At 66.2% G+C, this 14588-nt stretch carries 11 protein-coding genes; 5 read left to right on the forward strand and 6 right to left on the reverse strand.

Features of this window, described 5'->3' with window-relative positions; all coding sequences use genetic code 11:
- Positions 1–30 precede the first annotated feature (30 nt).
- Positions 31–2628 carry an ATP-dependent chaperone ClpB gene (gene clpB, locus ACFPPB_RS12505; RefSeq protein ID WP_377327535.1) on the reverse strand — a complete coding sequence of 866 codons (2598 nt, stop codon included), beginning with the start codon at positions 2626–2628 and terminating at the stop codon, positions 31–33.
- Positions 2629–2800: 172 nt separating this feature from the next.
- Between clpB and otsB the strand changes: the two genes are divergently transcribed.
- The 3 genes from otsB to otsA are packed head-to-tail and all read left to right on the forward strand — an operon-like array spanning position 2801 to position 6808.
- Positions 2801–3658 carry a trehalose-phosphatase gene (gene otsB / locus ACFPPB_RS12510; RefSeq protein WP_377327537.1) on the forward strand — a complete coding sequence of 286 codons (858 nt, stop codon included), beginning with the start codon at positions 2801–2803 and terminating at the stop codon, positions 3656–3658.
- Positions 3603–5426 (forward strand): glycoside hydrolase family 15 protein, encoded by a 1824-nt coding sequence (locus ACFPPB_RS12515; RefSeq protein WP_377327539.1) that lies wholly within the window; start codon positions 3603–3605, stop codon positions 5424–5426. Before otsB ends, ACFPPB_RS12515 begins: the two co-directional genes overlap by 56 nt.
- Complete coding sequence (gene otsA / locus ACFPPB_RS12520) at positions 5426–6808, forward strand: alpha,alpha-trehalose-phosphate synthase (UDP-forming) (RefSeq protein WP_377327601.1); 1383 nt, start codon at positions 5426–5428, stop codon at positions 6806–6808. Before ACFPPB_RS12515 ends, otsA begins: the two co-directional genes overlap by 1 nt.
- Positions 6809–7098: 290 nt before the next feature.
- Here the strand turns inward: otsA and pgeF are convergent, their stop codons facing one another.
- Positions 7099–7842, reverse strand: coding sequence for a peptidoglycan editing factor PgeF (pgeF, locus tag ACFPPB_RS12525; protein ID WP_377327541.1), 744 nt, complete (start codon positions 7840–7842; stop codon positions 7099–7101).
- Between the two features lie 75 nt (positions 7843–7917).
- Complete coding sequence (rluD, locus tag ACFPPB_RS12530; RefSeq protein WP_377327543.1) at positions 7918–8892, reverse strand: 23S rRNA pseudouridine(1911/1915/1917) synthase RluD; 975 nt, start codon at positions 8890–8892, stop codon at positions 7918–7920.
- 104 nt (positions 8893–8996) lie between these two features.
- On the opposite strand from rluD, the gene ACFPPB_RS12535 reads away from it, so the two are divergent.
- Positions 8997–9830 (forward strand): outer membrane protein assembly factor BamD, encoded by an 834-nt coding sequence (locus tag ACFPPB_RS12535; RefSeq protein ID WP_377327603.1) that lies wholly within the window; start codon positions 8997–8999, stop codon positions 9828–9830.
- 264 nt (positions 9831–10094) lie between these two features.
- Here ACFPPB_RS12535 and ACFPPB_RS12540 read toward each other — a convergent pair whose 3' ends face one another.
- Together ACFPPB_RS12540 and ACFPPB_RS12545 are read right to left on the reverse strand one after the other, a co-directional pair.
- Positions 10095–11786, reverse strand: coding sequence for an NAD+ synthase (locus ACFPPB_RS12540; protein WP_377327545.1), 1692 nt, complete (start codon positions 11784–11786; stop codon positions 10095–10097).
- A gap of 69 nt (positions 11787–11855) precedes the next feature.
- Positions 11856–12467, reverse strand: coding sequence for a LysE/ArgO family amino acid transporter (locus ACFPPB_RS12545; protein ID WP_377327547.1), 612 nt, complete (start codon positions 12465–12467; stop codon positions 11856–11858).
- 258 nt (positions 12468–12725) lie between these two features.
- Between ACFPPB_RS12545 and ACFPPB_RS12550 the strand changes: the two genes are divergently transcribed.
- Positions 12726–13631 (forward strand): LysR family transcriptional regulator ArgP, encoded by a 906-nt coding sequence (locus tag ACFPPB_RS12550; RefSeq protein ID WP_377327549.1) that lies wholly within the window; start codon positions 12726–12728, stop codon positions 13629–13631.
- 73 nt (positions 13632–13704) lie between these two features.
- On the opposite strand, the gene sucD is transcribed toward ACFPPB_RS12550, so the two are convergent.
- Complete coding sequence (sucD, locus tag ACFPPB_RS12555) at positions 13705–14580, reverse strand: succinate--CoA ligase subunit alpha (protein WP_072758375.1); 876 nt, start codon at positions 14578–14580, stop codon at positions 13705–13707.
- Positions 14581–14588 lie beyond the last annotated feature (8 nt).

A 14588-nucleotide genomic window follows, 5' to 3' on the forward strand; every position in this document is an offset into this window, starting at 1 on the left:
CCCGGCTCGCGCCGGGATTTTTGCGCGGCCTCAGGCTTGCTTGAACACCAGATGGCCGCCGGCGGCATCCACCGCGACGGTGCTGCCGGACGGGTAGCGGCCTTCGAGAATCTCCCGCGCCAGCGGGTTCTCCAGCTGTTGCTGGATCGCCCGCTTCAAGGGCCGCGCACCGTAGACCGGATCGAAACCCGTATTGCCAAGCAACGCCAGCGCGGCGTCGCTTATCTCCAGTTTCACCTGGCGCTCGGCCAGGCGCTTCTCCAGGTACGCCAGCTGGATCCGCGCGATCGCGCGGATCTGCGCCTTGTCTAGCGGACGGAACACCACGATCTCGTCGAGCCGGTTGATGAACTCCGGACGGAAGTGGGCCTGAACCACGCCCATCACCGACGCCTTCATCTGCGTGTATTGCTCCTCGGCATCGCCGCCCACGCTGTTCTCGGAGGCGTCCTGGATCATCTGCGAACCCAGGTTCGAGGTCATCACGATCACGGTATTGCGGAAGTCGACCGTGCGGCCCTGGCCATCGGTGAGCCGGCCGTCGTCGAGCACCTGCAGCAGGATGTTGAACACGTCCGGGTGCGCCTTCTCCACCTCGTCGAGCAGGATCACGCTGTAAGGCCGCCGGCGCACCGCCTCGGTGAGATAGCCGCCCTCCTCGTAGCCGACGTAACCCGGCGGCGCACCGACCAGCCGGCTCACCGAATGCTTCTCCATGAACTCGCTCATGTCGATGCGCACCATCGCGTCGGTGGTATCGAACATGAACTCGGCCAGCGCCTTGCACAACTCGGTCTTGCCCACGCCGGTGGGGCCGAGGAACAGGAATGAACCGTTCGGCCGGTTCGGATCGGACAGGCCGGCGCGGGAACGGCGGATCGCATCGGACACCGCGTGCACCGCCTCGTCCTGGCCGACCACGCGCTTGTGCAGCTGATCCTCCATGTGCAGCAGCTTGTCCCGCTCGCCCTCGAGCATCTTGCTGACCGGAATGCCGGTCCAGCGGCTCACCACCTCGGCGATTTCCTCGGCGGTGACCTTGTCCTGCAGCAGCTTGAAGTCCTGCGTCTCGGCCGCCTGCGCGGCAGCGAGCTGCTTCTCCAGCTCCGGCAACCGGCCGTACTGGATCTCGCTCATCTTCGCGTAGTCCTGCCGGCGCTGGGCTGCGTCGAGTTCCTGCCGGGCCTGCTCGATCTGCTCCTTCACCTTGGTCGCGCCCTGCAGCGCGGCCTTCTCGGACTTCCATATCTCATTGAGGTCGGAGAACTCGCGCTCCAGTTTCTCGATGTCGGTTTCGAGGTCGGCCAGACGCTGCTTCGACTCGCTGTCCTTTTCCTTCTTCAGCATCTCGCGCTGGATCTTCAGCTGGATCAGCCGCCGCTCCAGCCGGTCGAGTTCTTCTGGCTTGGAGTCGATCTCCATGCGGATGCGCGAAGCGGCTTCGTCCATCAGGTCGATCGCCTTGTCCGGCAACTGACGGTCGGCGATGTAGCGGTGCGACAGCGTGGCGGCGGCAACGATCGCCGGATCGGTGATCTCGACGCCGTGGTGCACCGCGTAGCGCTCTTTCAGCCCGCGCAGGATCGCGATGGTGTCTTCGACACTCGGCTCGCCCACGAAGATTTTCTGGAAGCGGCGCTCCAGCGCGGCGTCCTTCTCGATGTACTTGCGGTATTCGTCCAGCGTGGTGGCGCCGATGCAGTGCAGCTCGCCGCGCGCCAGCGCCGGCTTGAGCATGTTGCCCGCATCCATCGCGCCCTCGGCCTTGCCGGCACCGACCATGGTGTGCAGTTCGTCGATGAACAGGATGATCTGGCCTTCGTTCTTGGCCAGATCGTTGAGCACGGCCTTCAGGCGCTCCTCGAACTCGCCGCGGAATTTCGCACCGGCGATCAGCGCGCCCATGTCCAGCGCCAGCACCCGCCGATCACGCAGCCCTTCGGGTACTTCGCCCTTGATGATGCGCTGGGCCAGCCCTTCGACGATGGCGGTCTTGCCCACGCCGGGCTCGCCGATCAACACCGGGTTGTTCTTGGTGCGCCGCTGCAGCACCTGGATGGTGCGGCGGATCTCTTCGTCGCGGCCGATCACCGGATCGAGCTTGCCGGATTCGGCACGCGCGGTGAGGTCGATGCAGTATTTTTCCAGTGCCTGGCGCTGCTCTTCGGCATTCTCGCTCTGCACTTTCTCGCCGCCGCGGAGCTTTTCGATCGCCGCTTCGAGATTAGGCTTGGTGACACCGGCCGCCTTCAGCGCGGCGCCCAGCTCGCCCTTGTCCTCCAGCGCCGCCAGCACGAACAACTCGCTGGCGATGAACTGGTCGCCGCGCTGCTGCGCCAGCTTGTCGGTGAGGTTGAGCAGCCGGTTCAGATCGTTGCCCAGGTTGACGTTGCCTTCCTGCCCGCTGACCCTGGGCAGGCGTTCCAGCAGATCATTGACGCGCTGCTGCAGCGCCGGCACGTTGACCTGCGCCTGGGTCAGCATCGGCGCGGTCGAGCCGCCCTGCTGGTTGAGCAGCGCCGCCATCACGTGCACCGGCTCGAGCATGTTGTGGTCGCGGCCCACGGCCAGCGACTGGGCGTCGGCCAGTGCCTGCTGGAAACGCGAAGTGAGTTTGTCCGTGCGCATATCGATGATCCCGTCTGGTGATTTGCGTCCGAGGAATTGACGGCCGTCCCGTCACTGCCTGCAAGGTGCGGGCGCTGAGCAACGAATCAAGATCGCCGCACGCCAATGTATCCGCATCGCGCACGGGCCGCACACAGGCGATTTTCACATTCGGTTTGTTAGGGTAACAACGATGTCACCGGCCACTCCCGCTATCGCCATCGCGCCCCGCGACCCGCTGCCGCCGCCCCCGTTGCCCGACGCCACCGCGCGCTGGGCGATCTTCCTCGACGTCGACGGCACCTTGCTCGACTTTGCCGACGACCCGCTGGCGGTTCAACCCGACGCTCCGCTGCTGGCATTGCTGCATGCCCTGCGCCAGGTCCTCGACGGCGCGCTGGCCCTGGTCAGCGGCCGCGAGCTGGCCGACCTTGACCGCCTGTTCGCCTCTTCGCACTGGGCCGCTGCCGGCTTGCACGGTTTGCAGTTGCGCCACGCCGACGGCAGCTGCCGGCATTTCACGGTCGCTGCCGCAGCGCAAGCACATATCCGCGACGTCGCGCGCACGCTGGCCGCACGCTTCGACGGCGTGCAGGTGGAAGACAAGCACGCCGCGGTGGCCTTGCATTGCCGCCGCGCACCGGCGCAGCTGCCGGCCCTGCACGAGGCGGCCATCGCCTTGATGGCGCAGCTGCCAGGCTACGAACTGCAGCCGGGCAACCTGGTGCTGGAACTCAAGCCATCCGGCATGGACAAGGGTCGCGCGGTGCTGGAATTGCTGCGGCGCGCGCCGTTTGCCGGTCGCCGCCCGGTCTACCTGGGTGACGACCTTACCGACGAACATGCGTTCGCCAGCGTCAACGCTCGACACGGGCTCAGCGTACGGATCGGCGCGCGCGAACCGAGCCTGGCCGCATTCACCCTGGCTGGCCCCGTCGCAGCGGAAGCCTGGCTGACCCGCGTCCTGGACGCCCTCACGCACGGAGCCTCCACCCATGTCCGAATCCCCGAAGGAGATCCCCCGGAAGGAGATCCGGCGCGCCAGCCTTGAGCTTGGCGTGATCGGCAACGGCAGTGTCGCCGCGCTGATCGACAGCCAGGCGCGCATCGCCTGGTGCTGCCTGCCGCGTTTCGATGCCGACGCCAGTTTCTGTGCCCTGCTTTCGCCGACGACCGAAGGCGGCGACTGGGCGATCGAGCTGGAGGATTTCGAACGCGCCGAACAGTTCTATCTGGCCAATACGGCGGTGCTGGTGACGCGCTTGTTCGACCACCACGGGGGCGCTGTCGAGGTCACCGACTTCGCGCCGCGCTATCGCTCGAATGGGCGCTTCTACCATCCGGAAATGCTGACGCGCCGGGTGACTCCGATCAGCGGATCGCCACGCATTCGCATCCGGATGCGCCCATTGTGCGACTACGGCGCACGCGCCGCGCAGACCACCTCGGGCAGCAATCACATCCGCTACCTGCTCAGCGATGTAGTGCAGCGGCTGACCAGCGACGTGGCCACGCCGATGATCGAGCGCGGCCTGCCGTTCGGACTCGACCGGCCCGCGCATTTCGTGTTTGGCCCGGACGAGACACTCAACGACAACGTGGCCGATTTCGTGCACCTGGCGCTGGAACGCACGCTGGACTACTGGCGCGAATGGGTGCGCTACCTCTCCATTCCATACGAATGGCAGGCCGCGGTGATCCGCGCGGCCATCACGTTGAAGCTGTGCCAGTACGAAGCCACCGGCGCGATCGTGGCCGCGCTGACCACGTCGATCCCGGAATCGGAAGGCAGCGCACGCAACTGGGATTACCGTTATTGCTGGCTGCGCGACGCCGCCTTCACCGTGCGAGCGCTCAACCGGCTGGGCGCCACGCGCACCATGGAGGAGTACATCAGCTTCGCCTTCAACCTGGTCGCCAACAACAACGACTCCACTGAGCTTGGCCCGGTGTTCGGCATCACCTTCGAAGACGAACTTCCCGAGCGCCAGGTGGACACGCTCAGGGGTTATCGGGGGATGGGCCCGGTGCGGGTGGGCAACGATGCGTGGCGGCAGCGCCAGAACGATGTCTACGGTTCGGTGGTCCTCGCCTCGGCACAATTGTTCTTCGACGTCCGGCTCGAACATCGCGGCGACGAGGTGATGTTTCGGCGGCTCGAGCGGATGGGCACGATGGCGCTGCGCATGGCCGAGCAGACCGATGCCGGGCTGTGGGAATACCGCGGCCGCTCCGCCGTGCATACCTATTCCGCCGCGATGTGCTGGGCCGCCTGCGACCGGCTTGCGCACATCGCCACCGAGCTTGGGCTGGGCGACCGTGCTCGGTACTGGCACGAGGAAGCCGTGCAGCTGCATGACCGGATCGAGGCGCGCGCATGGAACGAACGGCTCGGCTACTTCGTCGATGCCTACGATGGCGAACACCTGGACGCCAGCCTGCTGCTGCTGGCCGACATCGGCTTCATCGACGCGACCGATCCGCGCTTCGTGGCCACCGTCGACGCGATCGGCGCGGCCCTGGGCCGTGGCGATTACCTATTCCGCTATATCGCGCCGGACGACTTCGGCGCGCCCGAGAGCAGCTTCAACATCTGCACGTTCTGGTACATCGAGGCGCTCGCCGCCACCGGCCGAAAGGAGCGGGCGCGAATGATGTTCGAGCACATGCTGAAACAGCGCAACGCGCTGGGCCTGCTGTCCGAGGACATCGCGCCGAGCAGCGGCGAGCACTGGGGCAACTACCCGCAGACCTATTCGCTGGTCGGCCTGATCCAGGCGGCGATGCGGCTGTCGCGGCGCTGGGAGGACGCGCTGTGATCACGCCGCGTCCATCCGGCGGCCGCCTGGTGGTGGTGTCCAATCGCGTCGCCCTGCCGCGCCAGAGCGCACCCGGCGGGCTTGCCTCGGCACTGCAGGCCGCGCTGCGCGAACGCGGCGGCCTTTGGTTCGGCTGGAGCGGCAAGCTTGCCGCCGAAACCGGCGCCGAACTGCACCGGTTGCACGACGCGAAAATCGACTACGCGACCATCGACCTGTCGCGCGCCGACCACGACAGCTTCTATGCCGGCTTCGCCAACGGCACGCTATGGCCGATGCTGCATTACCGGCCTGACCTGGTGAATTACCAGCGCGACCATCTGCACGGCTACCTGCGGGTCAACGAACTGTTCGCCGATCGGCTGCGCCAGCTCATCGCGCGCGACGACATCATCTGGGTGCACGACTACCACCTGATTCCGCTGGCCGCGATGCTGCGCCGGCGCGGCGTGAAAAACCGCATCGGCTTCTTCCTGCACACCCCGCTTCCGGCCGCCGGATTGCTAATCGCACTGCCCAACCACCGCGAGCTGCTGGAGACGCTGGCCAGCTACGACCTGATCGGCGTGCATACCGCCCGCGACCTGCGCGCGCTGGAAGACTATTTTCTGCACGAGACCGGCGCCACGATGCGCCGCGACGGGCGCTTGCGCAGCGCGAACGGCCGCTTGTTCCGCGCCGCCGCGTTCCCGATCAGCATCGACACTGCGGGCCTGGCCGGAATGGCGCGCACCGCCATGTCGAACAAGGAAATCGGCCAGCTGCGCGACAGTCTGGAAGGCCGCCTGCTGATCATCGGCGTCGATCGCCTGGACTATTCCAAGGGTCTGCCGCAACGCTTCCAGGCATACGCGCGGCTGCTGGAGCGAGCGCCCGAACTGCATCGACGCATCACTTTCCTGCAGATCGCGCCGCCCTCGCGCGGCGCGGTGCTGGAATACCGGGAGATCCGCCGCGAACTGGAACGCAGCGCCGGCCACATCAACGGCAAGTACGCCGCACCGGACTGGGCGCCGGTCCGCTACATCAACAAGTCGTTCCCGCACCGGCTGCTGACCGGTTACTACCGCACCGCGCGGGTCGGCCTGGTGACCCCGTTGCGCGACGGCATGAACCTGGTAGCCAAGGAGTACGTGGCCTCCCAGGACCCGGACGATCCCGGGGTGCTGGTGCTGTCACGCTTCGCGGGCGCGGCACAGGAACTTACCGACGCGCTGCTGGTGAACCCTGCCGATGCCGAGGAAGTCGCCGATGCGCTGGAACGCGCGATCAACATGCCGCTGGCCGAACGGCGCGAGCGCTGGAACGCGATGATGGCGGTGCTGCAGAAAAACGACATCACGGCCTGGCGCGTTGCGTACCTGCAGGCCTTGTGCCGCTAGGAACGTCTGGACAAGTTTCTGCTCGTCGCCGATGTGGGAGCGGCTTCAGTCGCGACTGCGCCGCCCGGTTGTGCATCGAGCCGCTGCAACCCCGAGATGCTGCAGGCCGCTGCCGCAGCCATCGCGACTGAAGTCGCTCCCACAAGGCAGGCCTGGGCCGGTGTGCATCTTTCTATCGACCGCCGCGGACTTCGTTCCTTGGGGGAGTAGCTTGAACAAGTCCGAATTTTCCAGTGCTTGTCACCGCAAATCATCGAGATAAGCGGCTCTCGATTCTTGCGTTCCCGCGCTTACGCCAGCCAGATGAGACTGGCGAAACGGCCGCTGTGCGCGCCATCGCGGCGATAGGAATAGAACCTCGGGTCGGCGTACGTATCGAAACCGCCGCCGTGGATCCGCGTGACACCTGCCGACGCCAGGCGCTGTCGCGCCAGTCCCGCCAGATCGCACTGCCAGTGACCGGGCCGGCTCGGCACGAAACGGTCCGCTGCTGTCGCGTCGTGCGCCACGAATGCGGCGCGGACCTCCTCGCCCACTTCGTACGAAGCCGCCCCGATGCACGGTCCCAGCCATGCCAGCAATCGCGCCGGCGACGTCTGCAACTGCTGCACCGTCGCTTCCAGCACGCCGCCGGCCACGCCGCGCCAGCCCGCGTGCGCGGCGCCAATCTCGCTGCCATCGTCGGCGCACAACAGCACCGGCAGGCAGTCGGCGGTGAGGATCGAAAGCACCGTGCCGGGGATATGGGATACCGCAGCATCCGCCTGCGGCTCGTCCGGGCTGGGCAGCGGCCCCAGCTCGGCCACCGTGACCCCATGTACCTGATGCAGCCAGCGTGGCGACGCCGGCAACGCCAGCGCCTGCTGCAGCGCGCTGCGATTGGAATGCACCGCATCGGGCGAATCGCCGCTGCGCAGGCCGAGATTGAAACGTTCGAACGGACCCGCCGACAGGCCCGGCCCCAGCCGGGTAGTGACGGCTGCATGCACCCGTGATGGCGCCGGCCAGTCGGGAAATATCCAGGTGTCGGTCATGATCCGGGGAAAATCGGTGGACGGGGATGGCACAGCTTAAACGAAGCCTGCCGCACGGCGGCACCTCCGCCTGACTCAATAATGATCCGGGCCGTATTCGAGCAGATCCCCGCGCAGCGCTTCGATCAGCGCCCATTGATCGGCCGGCCGCTCGGCACCGAACGATAATGCTTCGCCGGTGGCCGGATGGACGAACGACAGCTTCTCCGCGTGCAATGCCTGGCGGCGGAACCCGCGCAGCATGGCGATCAGCTCCGCACCGGCACCCTTGGGCAGCTTCAGGCCGCCGCCGTACAACGGGTCGCCGATCAGGGGATGGCCGATATGCGCCATGTGCACGCGGATCTGATGGGTGCGGCCGGTCTCTAGCTGGCATTGCAGCAAGCTGTGCGCCCGAAAACGTTCGCGCAGCCGGTAATGGGTCACCGCGCGCTTGCCGTCCTCTTCGTCGCGCACCGCCTGGCGCAGGCGGTCGCCCATGCTGCGGCCGATCGGCTCGTCGACCGTGCCGCCGGCCACCATCGTGCCCAGCACCACCGCCTCGTACTGCCGCTCCACCTCGTGCCGCGACAGCAGGTCGACCAGCGCGGTATACGTCGGCAGTGTCCTCGCTACCACCATCAGGCCCGAGGTGTCCTTGTCCAGCCGATGCACGATGCCGGCACGCGGCAACTCGGCCAGCTTCGGATCGTGATGCAGCAACGCGTTGAGCAAGGTGCCCGCCGGGTTGCCGGCACCCGGATGCACCACCAGTCCGGCCGGCTTGTTCAACACCAGCAGGTGCGCGTCCTCATGCACGATGTCCAGCGCGATGTCTTCCGGCGCACTGGTCACCTCGTTTTCCAGCTCGACCTGCAGCCGCACCTGTTCGCCGCCGCGCAGCAGCTGCCGCGGCGGCGCCTGTGTCCCGTCCAGCGTCACCGCGCCGGACTTGATCCAGCCGCTGAGCCGCGAACGTGAATAATCCGGGAACATCTCGGCCAGAGCCTGGTCGAACCTGCGTCCAGCTGCGGTCAGCGGTACCTCCGCCTCGTGCCGGATCGTGGTCATGCCGCGCTCCGCGGGCTGCAGCCGGTTTCGGCTATCATGCCTTTTCGTTCAAACATACTGAATTCATTCCTATGCGCCTATCAATGGGCTTGTCCAAGCTGCCGATGTTCAAATTGCCTGCCCTGAAAATGCTAGCGGTGCTCGCGCTCATGGTGTCGATGAGCGCCTGTTCGATATTCGGATCGAAGCGCGACACCATCGACAACATGCCGCTGGAAGCGCTGTACAACAAGGCGCACGCCTCGCTTGAGAATGCCGACTACTCGGCGGCCACCAAGGCCTACCAGCGCCTGATCGCACGCTTCCCGTCTGGCGAGTACAACGAACAGGCCCAGCTCGATCTGGCCTACTCGCAGTACAAGGACAACCAGCCGGATGATGCGTTGTCGACCGTGAACCGGTTCATCAAGACCTATCCGACCCACAAACACGTTGATTATGCCTATTACCTGCGCGGTCTGATCAATTTTGATCGCACCAGCGGCGTAATCGAGCGCTATGTCGGCTTGGGAGGTTCGCAGACCCGTCGCGATCAGGGCTACAACTTGCAGGCGTTCGACGACTTCTCCGAGCTGTCGCGGCGCTTTCCTGACAGCGCCTATACCGCCGACGCGCGCCAGCGCATGATCTACCTGCGCAACGTGCTGGCGCAGTACGAGATCAACGTGGCCGAGTTCTATCTGCGCAACAAGGCCTATGTCGCCGCAGCCGATCGTTCGCAATACGTGGTCGAGCATTACCAGCAGGCGCCGCAGACCGGCGACGCGCTGGCCATCCTCACCCGCAGCTATCTGGCGCTGGACCAGAAGACCCTCGCCGACCAGACCCGCCAGGTGCTGGCACTGAACTACCCGAACCATCCCTACCTGACCGACGCCAAGTGGCCGCATGCGCCGTCCACCTTGCGCAAGATGGTGCCGTTCTCGGCGCATCATTGATCGGTGTTTACCTCCTCTTCCCTTGGGGAGACGACTGCATGGACGCAGGAGGTAGAGCAATGCAAGGAGCAATTGCCGAGGACTGAGGTGAGGGACTGGTGCTTGCTCTGATGCATACCAGGGCCGGCTTTATCGCCGGCTTTTTTTGTGGCGCCACGCAAGCCCGACACCCTCACCCCAACCCTCTTCCCGGTGGGGAGAGGGAGCAGTTGTGCCCTGCGGGTTCGGCTCCGGCTACTTCGATGAAATCGTCTGCGTCGAGGGTCAACGCCATCCGGAAGTGATGGGATAGCGGCGCTCGCGACCGAACGCCCGCGTGGTCACGCGCGGCCCCGGGGCCGACTGCCGGCGCTTGAACTCGTTGAGCAGCACCAGCCGCACCACGCGGCGCACGGTGTCGGCATGAAAACCCTGCGCGGCGATCTCGGCCTGCGATTGTTCGCCTTCGATGAAACGGGCGAGTATCGCGTCCAGTTCGTCGTATGGCGGCAGCGAATCCTGGTCGGTCTGGTTGTCGCGCAGTTCGGCGGAGGGCGGGCGGTCGATGACTTCGTTAGGGATTGGAGATTGGAGATTCGGGAATCGCGAAAAGCCGCTGTCTTGCGAGGGTACGCTCTGTCGAATCCCCAATCCCGTACCCCGAATCGCGGCTCCATTGCGCCAGCGCGCCAAGCGATAGACCACGGTCTTGTAGACATCCTTCAGTGGTGCGTAGGCGCCGCACATGTCGCCATACAGAGTGGCGTAGCCCACCGCCATCTCGCTCTTGTTGCCGGTGGCCAGCAGCAGGCGGCCGTGCTTGTTGGAGAGCGCCATCAACGTCACGCCGCGCGTGCGCGACTGCAGGTTCTCCTCGGTGGTATCGGCCGGCTTGCCGGCGAACGCGGGCGCCAGTGCGCCGAGGAAGGCATCGACCATCGGCTCGATGTCGATGATGTGATACTCCACGCCCAACTGCTCGGCCTGCGCGCGGGCGCCGTCCAGCGACAGCTGCGAGGTGTAGCGCGTGGGCATCATCACCGCCGTCACGCGCTGGGGGCCCAGCGCATCCACCGCCAGCGCCAGCGTCAGCGCCGAATCGATGCCGCCGGAAAGGCCCAGCAGCACGCCCGGAAAACCGTTCTTGTCGATGTAGTCGCGGATGCCGCGCACCAGTGCGGCATACAGCGTGGCCTCGGGCGACGCATCGGGCACGCTGGGCCAGCCGTCGGCATGCAAGCTGCGCGTCTCGCTGTCGAACTCCGCCCACAGCATCGCGTCGACGAAGTTGGGCGCGCGCGCCGCGATGCTGGCGTCGCCGTTCACCAGCAGCGAACCGCCGTCGTAGACCACCTCGTCCTGGCCGCCGATCAGGTTGAGATAGATGATGGCGCAACCGGTTTCCTGCGCGCGTGCCGTCAGCACCTGTTCGCGCTCGCGCTGCTTGGCGTCATCCCATGGCGAGGCATTGATCACCACGATCAGCTCGGCGCCGGCGGCAGCCGCCTTCGCAGCGGGCCCAGGTTCCCAGATGTCTTCGCAGATCAGCACGCCAACGCGTACGCCGTGGATCAGCGCAACGGCACTGTCGCTGCCGGGGCGGAAGTAGCGCTTGTCGTCGAACACGCCGTAGTTGGGCAGCGCCTGCTTGTGCGTGGTGAACTCAATGCGTCCGCCACGCAGCAGGCTGGCGGCGTTGTAGACCTCGCCCTCGCCGTGCGGATGACCCACCAGCACCGCCACGCCATCGGTGGCGCCGGCCAGCTCATCGAGCTCGCACTGGCAGGCGGCGAGGAAACTCGGACGCAGCAGCAGGTCCTCCGGCGGGTAACCGCTCAATGTCAGCTCGGGAAACACCGCCAGCGCCGCGCCGCCTGCGCGCGCCCGGGCCATCAGGTCGCCCACTTTCGCCGCATTGGCCGCGACCGCGCCGACCGGGAAATCGAGCTGCGCAAGCGCGAGGCGTAGGGAGGGCATGCCGGTGGATCCGCGTTTCGGGGTAGCTCCCTATGATACCCGAGGCGCCCACGGATCCCGGGTATCCACCTACCGATGGACCAGCAACAGCAGCGCCAGCGTAAGCATGAAGGCCGCCACAGCCACATCGAACGCCCGCCACGCCACGGGGCTGCGAAAGACCGGCAGCAGCACCCGCGCACCATAGCCCAGCGATAGAAACCACAGCACGCTGGCCGTGGATGCACCGGCGGCGAACGCCCAGTGCCCGTCACCGTCGTATTGGGTGGACAGGCTGCCCAGCAGCACCACCGTGTCCAGGTACACGTGAGGGTTGAGCAAGGTGAAGCCCAGGCAGGCCAGCACGACCCGTCCCCGGCTCCCGGCCCCGTCGTCGACCGGCTGCAGGCCGCTCTCGCCTCGCCACGCGCGCCATAGCGCCAGTACCGCGTAGGCGGCCAGAAACATCGCGCCGGCATAGCACAGCCACTGCAGCAGGCCGGGATGCTGCTGCACCGCCAGGCCCATGCCGGTCACCCCCAGCAGTATCAGGCAGATGTCCGCCAGGATGCAGACCAGCACCACCGCACCGACGTGGTTGCGCTGCAGTCCCTGCCGCAGCACGAAGGCATTCTGCGCGCCGATGGCGACGATCAGGCCCGCGCCGGTACCAAGCCCGGCCAGGTAAGCCGAAGAAAACATGCGGATATCTCTCGGGAAAGAGCCGCCACCCTGGGGCACGTGCGCTATTTAGTAAAACTAAATATTCTTAAGCATGTTCAGTTCTGCTAATCCACCAAGGAAGCGTACCCAGTGCGCGACCAGATTCGACCGAGCCGGCGCCGCCATCTTGTAGGAGCCCGCTGGCGGGCGATGCCCTTGTTTTGATGGTCGGTTGGGAGATTCAAAACAAGAGCATCGCCCGCCAGCGGGCTCCTACCAAAATGCGGATACCCGAATATGAGTCTTCTCAATCCGCAGCTCGCCGCCTTCGCCGCCGTGCTCGAAGAGGGCAGCTTCGACGGCGCGGCGCAGCGGCTGTCGCTGACGCCATCGGCCATCTCGCAACGGATCAAGGCGCTGGAGGATCGGCTGGGCCAGGTGTTGATCCTGCGCCGCGCGCCCTGCACGGCCACTCCTGCCGGCGAACGGCTGCTGCGCAGCGTGCGGCAGATGCGGCTGCTGGAAACGGAAACGCTGGAAGCCTTCCATGTGGAGTCGGCAGGCACAGGACCGGCCTCTGTGGCGATCGCCGTCAACGCCGATTCGCTCGCCACCTGGTTTGTGTCCGCGCTGGCCGACCTGCATGCGCAGCACGAGATGCTGTTCGACGTGCGCGTGGAAGACCAGGACCATTCCACCGACCTGTTGCGCGACGGCTCGGTGCTCGGCGCCGTCACCGCCGTCGCGCGGCCGGTGCAGGGCTGCAGCGCGCAGAAGCTGGGCGTGATGCGCTACCTGCCGGTGGCGTCCCCCGCCTTCGTCGGGCGTCACTTCGCCCGCGGCGTCGACGCCGCCTCGCTGGGCCGGGCGCCGATGCTGGTGTTCAACCGCAAGGACGCGCTGCAGTGGCGCTTCATCCATAGCGTGACGCGCGCCCGGCTGGCGCCGCCGATGCACTACCTGCCCTCGTCCACGGCCTTCGTGGAGGGCGCAGCGCTGGGCATGGGCTGGGCGATGGCGCCCGAGAGCATGCTTGAACAACCGTTCGCCGAAGGAACGCTCCAGGCGATCGCTCCCGGCCGCTGGCTGGACGTGCCGCTGTACTGGCAGCACTGGTCGATCCGATCCGCCACGCTGTCGACGGTGACGGCGGTGTTGCTGCTGGCCGCCCGCCGGGGCCTGCGAAACCCACAGCGCGCTTGACCGCCGGATTGCCCCAAAAAAGAAAAAGGGCCGCGTCACCGCGGCCCTCCTCTTGCCGTTCGTGCCGACCCGGTTACTTCTTCATCAGGCCCGCCAGGGTCTTGCCGAGGTCGGCCGGCGACTTCACCGTGGTGACACCCGCCTTCTCCAGCGCGGCGAACTTCGCCGCGGCGGTGCCCTTGCCGCCAGAGATGATCGCGCCGGCATGGCCCATGCGCTTGCCGGCCGGAGCCGAGGCGCCGGCGATGAACGAGACCACCGGCTTCTTGACGTATTCGCCGATGAACTCGGCGGCGTCTTCCTCGGCGCTGCCGCCGATCTCGCCGACCATGATGATGCCTTCGGTCTGCGGGTCGTCCTGGAACAGCTTCAGGCAGTCGATGAAGCTGAGGCCGTTGATCGGGTCGCCGCCGATGCCGATGCAGGTGGACTGGCCCAGGCCTTCGTTGGTGGTCTGGAACACGGCTTCATAGGTCAGCGTACCGGAGCGCGAGACGATGCCGACCTTGCCCGGCATGTGGATGTGGCCCGGCATGATGCCGATCTTGCACTCGCCCGGGGTGATGATGCCGGGGCAGTTGGGCCCGATCAGCACGATCTCCGGATGCTGCTGCAGCACGTTCTTCACGCGCAGCATGTCGAGCACCGGGATGCCTTCGGTGATCGCCACGATGACCTTGATGCCGGCATCGATCGCTTCGAGGATCGAATCGGCCGCGTACGGCGGCGGTACGAAGATCACCGACGCATCGGCGCCGGTTTCGAGCACGGCCTCATCGACCGAATTGAAGACCGGCAGTCCGATGTGTTCGGAACCACCCTTGCCCGGGGTCACGCCGCCGACCACCTTGGTGCCGTAGTCGAGGCACTGTTGCGCATGGAAGGTGCCCTGCTGGCCGGTGAAGCCCTGCACGATCACCTTGGTGTTCTTGTTGACCAAAACGCTCATTCGTTTGC

This window comes from Rhodanobacter terrae (genome assembly GCF_042657005.1).
Taxonomy (GTDB): Bacteria; Pseudomonadota; Gammaproteobacteria; order Xanthomonadales; family Rhodanobacteraceae; genus Rhodanobacter; species Rhodanobacter terrae.

Bases quoted from the DNA above. Each gene is read 5' to 3' on its own strand.
- clpB (WP_377327535.1), bottom strand. From the start codon at position 2,628: ATGCGCACGGACAAACTCACTTCGCGTTTCCAGCAGGCACTGGCCGAC.
- otsB (WP_377327537.1), top strand. From the start codon at position 2,801: ATGTCACCGGCCACTCCCGCTATCGCCATCGCGCCCCGCGACCCGCTG.
- ACFPPB_RS12515 (WP_377327539.1), top strand. From the start codon at position 3,603: ATGTCCGAATCCCCGAAGGAGATCCCCCGGAAGGAGATCCGGCGCGCC.
- pgeF (WP_377327541.1), bottom strand. From the start codon at position 7,842: ATGACCGACACCTGGATATTTCCCGACTGGCCGGCGCCATCACGGGTG.
- rluD (WP_377327543.1), bottom strand. From the start codon at position 8,892: ATGACCACGATCCGGCACGAGGCGGAGGTACCGCTGACCGCAGCTGGA.
- ACFPPB_RS12535 (WP_377327603.1), top strand. From the start codon at position 8,997: ATGTTCAAATTGCCTGCCCTGAAAATGCTAGCGGTGCTCGCGCTCATG.
- ACFPPB_RS12540 (WP_377327545.1), bottom strand. From the start codon at position 11,786: ATGCCCTCCCTACGCCTCGCGCTTGCGCAGCTCGATTTCCCGGTCGGC.
- ACFPPB_RS12545 (WP_377327547.1), bottom strand. From the start codon at position 12,467: ATGTTTTCTTCGGCTTACCTGGCCGGGCTTGGTACCGGCGCGGGCCTG.
- ACFPPB_RS12550 (WP_377327549.1), top strand. From the start codon at position 12,726: ATGAGTCTTCTCAATCCGCAGCTCGCCGCCTTCGCCGCCGTGCTCGAA.
- sucD (WP_072758375.1), bottom strand. From the start codon at position 14,580: ATGAGCGTTTTGGTCAACAAGAACACCAAGGTGATCGTGCAGGGCTTC.